General features: G+C 28.9%; 7 protein-coding genes. 6 read left to right on the top strand and 1 reads right to left on the bottom strand.

Annotation, left to right across the window (positions count from 1 at the left end):
• Window positions 1-167: 167 nt before the first annotated feature.
• Window positions 168-2306: a hypothetical protein gene (locus RH99_RS16280; protein ID WP_010240720.1), complete on the bottom strand. Its 2139-nt coding sequence runs from the start codon at window positions 2304-2306 to the stop codon at window positions 168-170.
• A gap of 453 nt (window positions 2307-2759) precedes the next feature.
• On the opposite strand from RH99_RS16280, the gene RH99_RS16275 reads away from it, so the two are divergent.
• The 6 genes from RH99_RS16275 (at window position 2760) to RH99_RS19960 (ending at window position 9567) form a co-directional block, all read left to right on the top strand.
• Window positions 2760-4781: a sigma-54 interaction domain-containing protein gene (locus RH99_RS16275; protein ID WP_010240719.1), complete on the top strand. Its 2022-nt coding sequence runs from the start codon at window positions 2760-2762 to the stop codon at window positions 4779-4781.
• A gap of 582 nt (window positions 4782-5363) precedes the next feature.
• Complete coding sequence (locus RH99_RS16270) at window positions 5364-6095, top strand: gamma-glutamyl-gamma-aminobutyrate hydrolase family protein (RefSeq protein ID WP_010240718.1); 732 nt, start codon at window positions 5364-5366, stop codon at window positions 6093-6095.
• 11 nt (window positions 6096-6106) lie between these two features.
• Window positions 6107-6316, top strand: coding sequence for a hypothetical protein (locus tag RH99_RS16265; protein WP_010240717.1), 210 nt, complete (start codon window positions 6107-6109; stop codon window positions 6314-6316).
• A 103-nt stretch (window positions 6317-6419) separates the two neighbouring features.
• On the top strand, window positions 6420-7712 hold the full coding sequence (locus tag RH99_RS16260; RefSeq protein ID WP_010240716.1) for an L-cysteine desulfidase family protein: 1293 nt from the start codon (window positions 6420-6422) through the stop codon (window positions 7710-7712).
• 366 nt (window positions 7713-8078) lie between these two features.
• Window positions 8079-8474 (top strand): bacteriohemerythrin, encoded by a 396-nt coding sequence (locus tag RH99_RS16255; protein WP_010240715.1) that lies wholly within the window; start codon window positions 8079-8081, stop codon window positions 8472-8474.
• A gap of 970 nt (window positions 8475-9444) precedes the next feature.
• A complete protein-coding gene (locus RH99_RS19960; RefSeq protein ID WP_279374516.1) occupies window positions 9445-9567 on the top strand; it encodes a hypothetical protein in 123 nt (40 codons plus the stop codon).
• Window positions 9568-10369 lie beyond the last annotated feature (802 nt).

Here is a 10369-nt window from a genome sequence, read left to right as displayed (position 1 = left end):
ACACGTAGTATAAAATTTCATCTAAATATCTTTTTCTCTTATTATTTTTATATATTTCATATATTTTTTCCCAGAGTATATAAAAATATAAAAATATTATTATTATAGAAAAAATAACTATAGAATAATAAACATATATTTGCATGAAATATCCTCTTTCTTTTGTATTAGTATTTATCCCCTATGTCTTTCAATGCATTCTTGAGAATGTAATATGAGGGTTTTAATCTTTCGTGATATGTAGGTATATCCCACTTCTGCCATGAATATAAAACCATATTACTAACATAATGTTCCTTAGAGTTTACAAGGGCACCACCTACATAAAAGCCTTTAATATCCATAGGCTGAACACTGCCTATAGCATGGAAATCATCTATAGCTTTTAAATTTGAAGGATCCATTACATTTAAAAGTGCCCAGGGAATTCTTATTTCGATGTTATCTTTCTCCACAGAAAAATCTGTAAGTGAGTTATAATCTTTATTGCTTGGATTGGCATCACCTAATTTAAGCTTCCCAGTTTCATATTTTGACAATGGTAAAGTTTTTTTGTCCTGTGGAAGATAAAGTTCTCTATTTAGACATAAATAAATAGGATTAAAAATACCACTATTCTTCTGTTCATATTCTTTCTGCTTTGGAATCATATATTGTTCATCTGCATAGGTATAATAGAAGGAATCGTAGTATGCATCCACTAGGACCTTTGATTCATTATTGCCCTTTATATTTATAACAAAATCAGTAGGTCTTTGGAATTTTAAATTTTCATCCTTATAGTTTAAATTTCCGGAGTTTGGAGTTATATCAATAGGTATAGTAAAAGTGTCCTTATTTAAGTCAAAATTTTTTACATTGGCTAGAAAGTATACATATTTCTCATCACTTTTAACATATAACTTAAATTTATTATTTTGTACTATTGGTTTGTCCTTTTTCCAATCAGAGCTATTTCCATCTACATAACATATACTCTTTTTATTTCCTGGATCAAAGGCCAAAAGTCCAAATTCCTGTTCATTAGTCTGTGAATTTGACCAATAGGCTCTTCTATCTGGAAGGTCGTAATCCATGGTATTCCAAGTTCTTTTAAACCACTCATCCTGCCAAGTGAAAACTAAACCACCTGCATAGCCTTCATCATATATATCTTTTAGCATGGACACATCATCTTCACCTTGCTTTGTCTCGTCAACGCCACCTTGATTAAATCCTGTATATATATTTTCATGAGTCATTCCTCGTGAAGCAGGTACTCCAAACTCTGCAACTAAAACTGGTACTGTGTGTTTCTCTATTAAATCTTTAAGATAGGCCTTATAAGTATTTATACCTCCATCCTTATCTCTAAAGTTTGCATATTTATGCTGATAATTCATAGAATCAGGATAATAAGGGTAAATATGGTACGACGCGAAAAGACCTGGCTTAAAGCTAGCTTTCTTTTTTATATGTTCTGTATTAACTGTGGCTATATCTTCATCCTGTAACGGCTCATTGGGATGGGAAAGTAAGTCCGTGGTTACCCAATTTGTAAAACTTACAAGTCTTTGCATCTTATAGTTTGAAGTCTCATAGCTTATGGTATAATCACCAATTTCGCAAAGAAAACTTTCAAAAGGTGATGCATCTTTTGTATATAGATAATCACCAGAATAGCTGGTGACGTTATGACTTAAACTGTTTGTATTTAGTACGAAATTAGGGTCCCATTCTATTCCAAGAATCCAGCCAACCACATAAGGTGACACATCTTTTGTATAGGTACCGCTGGCATATCCCTTTCTAGGTGAAATAGTAGCTTTTCCATGTATGATATCCACTAAATCTTTAATATCACTTTTTACTGCATTTTTTATTCTTGGATCATTTGCATTTTTAATATTAGCTATATCATTTTCATTAACCCATACTCCTTGAAAAAGATAAATAGGCTTTAAGGATTCTTTGTTATATTCATACAGGGCATCATAAAATTCTGGTTTCATTACAGTATATACCCTTATATTATTTACATTCATATTTGCCATATACTTGAACCATCTTTTATATTCATCCTTAGTTACAGGTAATTCTCCAGGAAAATAACCAGGTTTAGCAGCACCGATATTTACACCTTTAATAAATTGTTTTTTCCATACACCTAAATTGTCTATGTAAAAACTTTTATTATCTACTTTGGACATATAGTATATGCCATTGTCCTTGTATAGAGATGTTTTGTTTCTAACTATATACATGCATTTATAGGATATAAATGCTGACATAACTACAAAAAGAATTATAAATACAAATTTTTTCATTGGCAATCTCCTTGCTTAAATTATAAATAATGTGAAATATTTAATGTAAATTATAATTATACTATATAACATACTACAATATATCTCAATAAACTACAAACTATTACATTTAAATATTGCCAATTGGCTAAAATTAGTAGTTTTAAATATAGACTATAGCAGTAGGATGCATATTATCAGTATAATGTATAATGAAGAATGTAAAAATTTAAATAAGGCATATGAAAATAAATAACAAGTCAAAGATGCGACGTATATTTTGAAGTCAACAAGGAAATAGGTTCCTAAGATAGTGAGCTATCTTAGGGTTCTGTTGACGCGGTGGGATTCAAAATAGACTAGCATACTGACTAGTTATTTATTTGAATGTGCCTTATATATGAAAGTTATATTATGATATGAATTGTAAAAGGTGTTATTATAATCATAAAATTATAGAAGCAGGTGAATTAAATGAAAAGTATTGCAGTAGTTACTGATAGCAATTCAAAATTAGCAGTTTTTTTGAAAGACAATTTAAAAGAAATATTTGGAGGCCTTGTAAACATAAATAACTATTATATATCGGAAATAGAAGAGGGATTTGTTATAGAAGATGATTTAGTGCTTGTTATGATAGAGGAAAGGCTTATAGCTATAAAAGATTATGTAAAAGACATCAGTAAAATAATTGTTATTGAAAGAACTATAAGAGAGAAAGAAGCATACAAAATATTTTCTATACCTGAAGGAATGGATGTTTTAGTTGTAAATGACAACAAAGAAACCACTCTGCAAATTGTTTCTCTATTATATGAAATAGGAATAAATCACTTGAATTTTATACCTTATTATGAAGAAAGAGAATATCCAGATATAAAAGTTGCGATTACACCAGGTGAAATAAATAGAGTGCCAAAATATATAAAGAAGGTTGTAGACATTGGAGACAGATGTATAGATTTTTTAACCTTTATGAAAATGATAAATAGACTTCAAATACATAATGACGTAATTCAGAAGAGGCTTATGAAATATTCTGATACTATAATAAACATAGGGAATGGAATAAAGGAACAATATAAAGATTTGTATAGTAAAAACTTGGAGATGGATACTGTTTTAAATCAGTTAAATGAGGGCATTATCTTAGCTAATAGAGACGGGAAAATAATTGTTGCGAACTATAGTGCTTTAAAAATACTTGATATAGGGGAAGATATTATTCATAAAAATATTTATGATATATTTGAAGAAGATTTAAAGAAATTGAGTTCTGAAAAGGTATTAAAGGATGAAGTCTTTAAGTTTAAAAATAAGTATGTAAACGTAAATAAAAAAGTACTTAATTATTTAGGAATGGAAAACGGCATACTTATAAATATTAGAGAAATAACTGAGATAAAGAAATTGGAGCAAAACCTAAGTAGCAAGTTAAGAGAACATGGTCAGATAGCAAGATATAGTTTTAAAGATATAGTAACTAGGTCCTCTAGTATGGAAAAATGCATAAGAATAGCAAAGAAAATATCCGACTCAAATTTAACGGTTCTTATAACAGGAGAAAGTGGAACGGGAAAAGAGCTCTTGGCTCAATCTATTCACAATGAATCTGGAAGAAGGAATCAGCCCTTTGTTGCTGTTAACTGTGCAGCTATGCCAGAAAACCTACTTGAAAGTGAACTGTTTGGCTACGATAGGGGAGCTTTTACAGGTGCACTAAAGGAAGGTAAAAAAGGGTTGTTTGAAATGGCTAATAATGGAACTATATTTTTAGATGAAATAGGTGATATGCCACTTCATCTACAGACAAGACTACTTAGAATTCTTCAGGAAAAACAAGTTATGAGAATAGGTTCAGACAAGGTAATTGACATAGATATAAGAGTCATTGCTGCCACAAATAGAAATTTACAAAATTTAATTGATGTTGGAGAGTTTAGAGAAGATCTTTATTATAGGATAAATGTACTTCCACTTTTAATTCCACCTTTAAGGTACAGAAAGGAAGATGTGTTACTACTATTAAAATATTTTCTTAAAGATAAATACAAATTTAACGGTGAAGTTAAGAAAATAATTGAAGAATACAACTGGCCAGGAAATATAAGAGAAGTTAAGAATGTATCATCCTATATATCTTTAATGTGCGAAGATAAGGAAATAACAGAAAAGTCATTGCCTTTTTATATAACTGATATTGATGATGATTTTTCAAAAGAAATTGAGATTTTAAATAAAAAGTTAGGATATGAAAAATATTTTTATACACTGAAAACCGTAAGGAAACTTAATAATGAAGGTATATCGGCAGGAAGAAATAATATAATTAAGGAGCTTAAAAGAGAAAACTTGAATTTTACAGAAGCTGAGGTTAGATCTGTTTTAAAAATAATGAATGAGATGAATATAATTTATTCAAAAATTGGTAGAGGCGGAAGTGAAATCACTAAAAAGGGTGAAAAAATATTAAACAGGATAAGTAATGGGATATGAGTTCAACCTGTTTAGTCCATTGAATTTATTATAGTTGTAGGAATAAGGAATTTCTTATATTTAAATATTAAATGAAGTACAGTAAATACAACAAAAATAAATTGATAAATTCAAATAAGCCATTTTACTCAATATATTGTAAAATGGCTTATTTACTGTAGTTTACATTGTTATTGATTAGATACTTTTATTAAGTAATTAGTATTATAAAAGCTGTAGTTTAGTGCTTTGTAAAATAATGTATAAATTTATGCTAAGTTATAATTATAATTTGTAGATATATTGGCATAAAAATTGCTTCGTAGATATATATATTTATAAGATTCATAAGGAAGTTTATTTTAGGTTTTAATTGTTAATTGAGAAAGTAATTCAGTAAAATATTGATAGTAATCAATTTATCTTGTAAAAAATTTTTGCAAAAATAGATATATATTAATACCGATTAAACTTATTGGATTGCTTGAATATACCTTAAATCAATCTTAGAAGTAATTATTATGAAAAAAAGGAGGAAGCTTTGAACAAAGCCTAAGATAGTCATAAGAAAAAACAACATCTAGAGCAATTGGAGGGGTTAAAATGAGTAGAAAACCTATTATAGGTATATCAGGAAACTTTATAATTGATAGGGGTGGAATGTTTCCAGGATATAAAAGAGCTTATGTCAATGATGATTATGTGAGAGCTGTAGCTATGGCAGGGGGAATACCTTATATAATACCTATTGTAAGTGATGAAAGTATAGTCATAGAACAAATGTCAAATGTGGATGCATTGATTTTATCTGGTGGTTATGATGTGAATCCATTAATTTATGGTGAAGAACCAAGGCAAAAATTAGGAGCAATATTACCAGAGAGAGATAAATTTGATATATGGCTATTAGAAGAGGCATGTAAAATGAATAAACCGGTACTTGGAATATGTAGAGGAATTCAAATTATGAATGCAGCTTTCGGAGGAAGTATAAATCAGGATTTATCCTATGATGAAAATTGTTATATAAAGCATTTTCAAGAAACAAGTCCTTCTACTGCAGGGCATACTGTAGAAATTTTAGAAGGAAGTAAACTGCACTCTATACTAGGTTCAAAAATAACTACAAATAGTTTTCATCATCAAACTCTGAACAGAATAGCTGAGGGATTTACAGTTACAGCAAAAGCAAAAGATGGAACAGTTGAAGCTATAGAGAAGGATGGAGAAAATTTTGTATTAGGTATTCAATGGCATCCTGAAATGATGAGCAGTAGCTCTCAAGAGATGCTTCATATATTTGGGAATTTAGTAAAAAATGCAAAGAAATGGTAGCAAATTAGATAATGAAAGAAAAAAATAAATTTGGATTTTTAAGTATTATACTTTTGGGAATTAACGCAATTATTGGTTCAGATATTTTTCTATTACCCAATTCAATTTGTAAGACTATTGTATCTGCCAGCATGTTTGTTGTATTGTTCCATATGGTTTTAGTAATAAGTCTTGCTATTCCTGTTTTAAGAAAAACTAGATCTGATTTAAATAGTACTTAAATCTAGTGAATATTTATTTTTTTGAGACAGTCCTTTAAATTCAAAACTCAATAAATTGTAATTTTAGATAGATACAAAATTAAGAAACTGGAAAGGAAAGACTATGGAAAATAAAAGATGGGATGAATATATAGATATAATAAAAAGAGAAGCTGTACCAGCTATGGGTTGTACAGAACCAATTGCAATAGCTTATGCTGCTGCAAAAGCTGGAGAAGTTTTGGAGGAAGAACCTGAAAGTATAGAAGTGTATGCAAGCAATAGTATTTTGAAAAATGCCATGGGAGTAGGGGTACCAGGAACGGGAATGATTGGCATTCCCATAGCTGCTGCAGTAGGAAGTATAGGTGGAAAATCAGACTACAAGCTGGAGGTTTTAAAAGATTTAACCAAGGAACAGGTTGCCAAGGCAAAGAGTATAGTGAATAGTGGTAAGGTACAGGTTAAATTAAAGGAAAATATAACTTACATATATATAGAAGTCATATTGAGAAATAAAGATAAACATTCAAGAGTTGTTATAGAAAAAAGTCATTTAAATATTACTTTGGTTGAGTTAAATGGACAAGTCTTATTTAAAAAAGACGAAACACAAAATGACTCTGAAGCTTATTTATTAAGGGATAAAGAAATTTTATCTATTGAAGAAATATATGATTTTGTAGTAAATGTTCCCTATGAAGAGATAAAATTTATAAGAGAAAATGCTAGGCTTAATGAATACATAAGTAGAGAGGGACTAGAAAATGACTATGGTCATAAAGTAGGTAAAGTATTTAATAAATATATAAATTATAATCTCCTTAAAAATGATATTATGATAGAAACTATACTTAAAACTGCAGCTGCATCTGATGCCAGAATGGATGGATGTTCATTATCTGTACTAAGTAGTTGTGGAAGTGGAAATCAGGGTATATTGCTTTCCATACCTGTAATAACAATGGGACAAGAACTTGAAAAAGACGAGGAAACTATAACAAGAGCTCTTACCATGAGTAATTTGATGTCCATATATATGCACAGTTACCTAGGAAGATTGTCTGCTCTATGTGGAGCAGTTTTGGCAGGAGCATCTGTTTCTACAGCACTAACATTTTTATTAGGCGGTAATGAGAAGTATATAAAACAATCTATTCAAAATGTATATGGCAATATAATGGGAATGGTCTGTGATGGTGCTAAAAATAGTTGTGCACTTAAAATATCAACCTGTGTTTTTGCAGCTATTACTGGAGCAATTTTAGCTATGGAAGATATAAGTATTACTGACAAAGAGGGAATTGTAGAGTCAGATGCAGACAATACAATAAAGAATGCCTGCAATATTGGTTCCGTGGCTATGAAGGAAACTAATGATATGATTCTCGATATAATGCTGAATAAGAAGAAATAAATAAAATATTCATATAGATAAAGGGTCTGCCTCGCTATGCATAGCTAGACAGATTTTTTTACTATTCTACTATTAAAAACAATTATTAAAATTGATTTTTAACAAATAAATTTTAAGTAAATTATATAAAAATGTTATATAATTCATCTATGGGGATTTATTACGAATAATATAGAGAAAAAATAAAAATTCTCAAATTTTAAGTAGTGCTTTGCTAATATACTTACTTATACAACAGGTAGATAAACTTTTTTGCAAAATATCAATGAATTTTACTTAGTTGGAGTTTGTACTCACACTAAGTTTAGATAAATTATCTAGTATTTAAGCATAAATATATTATTAAAATAAGGGGGTTGACAACAGATGTTTGAAATGAAAGAAGAATACAAAGTGGGAGTAGCAGGTATCGACGAACAACATGCAAAGTTATTTGAATTAGGAGAAAAGGCATATCAACTATTAAAGGATGAGTATAGTATCGACAAATACGATAAGATAGTTGCAATAATAGAAGAGCTAAGAGATTATACTATAGTTCATTTTAAAGATGAAGAAGATTATATGGAAAGTATACACTATAAAAAATTATTTAGTCAAAAGATTGATCATGAAAAATTTATAAAAAAGATATCCGATACTGATTTAAATAAAATTGACCAAAATCAAGATGAATATATTATGGAATTACTTAATTTCATAGCTAAGTGGCTAACTAATCATATTATTGAAAAAGATTTATTGATTGGTAGAAACAATTAAAGAATTATAGAATACTTTCTTTTTGTATTATAAAATAAGAACTTGTAAAAATTAGCTGTGTCACAATGCATATCTTATGCATAGCGACACAGCTTTTTAGCTTTTTGTTACTGGAAATAATTGTTAAAAATTATTTTTAGTAAGCAAGTGAATAAATTAAATAAGTATTTATTCTTTTTTATATATCTTTTTTGAGTTAAATTAATTATCTTATATTCTTCTCAATAAGGCATATGAAAATAAATAGTAAGTCAAAGATGCGACGGATATTTTGAAGTCTACAAGGAAACAGGTTCCGAGGATAGTGAGCTATCTGAGGGTTCTGTTGACGTAGTAGGATTCAAAATAGACTAGCATACTGACTAGTTATTTATTTGAATGTGCCTAAGTATAAGATAATTGAATTGTTTTAACCTGACTAACTTGGCGTAAGTCTCCCACGCACTCTGTGAAAGCGATTCACACAAAATCGAAAAGAAGATTTTGGTTCTCTGCTTGCACTCTGCGAAAGTGATTCGCACCAAATTAAAATTTGGGCTCTCTACTTGCACTCTGTGAAAGCGACCAAATACAAAATAAATTTTGTTTTGTCTGCTTTTCTTCAAGGGGGAGTTCAACGCCAAGTAAGCCATGCATTTGCAGTTCTAAAATTCAGATGGGATAAAAGAATCCCCACCTGAATTAAGAACTTGCTTCAATTTAAACTGATATAAATGGCACAATCAATAGTAATTATATTGACAAAGTATATATTGTTTGATATGATTAGTACAAATAGATTGAAAATTCACAATTGGTAATAAATTGATAACGTTTAATTATATTATCGATGAATCTTATTAATAAGTGTAAATTTGTATTTCTGTTAAGTTTAGATAAATTATTCAGCTACTAGTTATAGAATGAAAATGTTAGTAAATATCTAAATAATATTTACTAATATAATTTTACTTCAAGAGGAGTGAAGACAATGGTTAGTTTAGAAGAAGATTGTATGAGAATTCATAGGAAATTTATAGGAGGTGTTTATAATAATGGCAATATTAATTTTATTTATAGCGGCAATAAAGAAAAAGTTATATTTAGTGGATAGATAATAGAATAAATTAATCTACTAATATTTTTAAAAGAGAGAGGCTCACAGAATAATATACTTTGTATACTTCATTAAATATAAATTAAAATTATATGAAGAAACATAAGATAACAGTTGTGAGATTAGAAAAAACTATGTATATTCAAAGAGTTATAAAGTTAAATCCACTAGGAATCTGAATGCTTTATTTTAAAGTATGGAGTTTCTAGTGGATTTTTATATATTTATTTGAATGTGCCTAAATCCATTTAATATTAACTTTACATGAATTATTCAGCTATGTGTTGCTGTCATCGGATAAATTGTGTAACATAACAAGTATTAAATTTATATTATATAGTAACCCTATTGACAAACTATGGATGATTTGATACTGTTAATATTAATAAAATTAAAATGTATTTATAGTTGACTAGTAACACTAGAGACTATATTCTCAATTTCTTTGGGAGTATAAGTATCTCTAGTGTTTTTCTATATTTAAAAATCAGTAAAGGCATGTGAAAATAAATAATAAGTCAAAGATGCGACGTATATTTTGAAATATACAAGGAAACAGGTTCTGATGATAGTGGTGCTATCAGAGGGTTCTGTTAACGTAGTATGATTCAAAATAGACTAGCATACTGACTAGTTATTTATTTGAATGTGCCTAAAGGGGGAGTATACATGAATATGAATCAATGCAATTCAGCTAAATGCGAGGCTTAGATTTAATTAGGCATATGAAAATAAATAACCAGTCAAAGATACGACGTATATTATGAATCATACAAGGAAACAGGTTCTGATGATAGTG

The organism is Clostridium arbusti SL206 (assembly GCF_000246895.1).
In the GTDB taxonomy this organism is placed as follows: Bacteria; Bacillota; Clostridia; order Clostridiales; family Clostridiaceae; genus Clostridium_I; species Clostridium_I arbusti.
The sequence above is the reverse complement of the archived record's forward strand: the minus strand, read 5'-3'. Positions and strand labels throughout refer to the sequence as shown.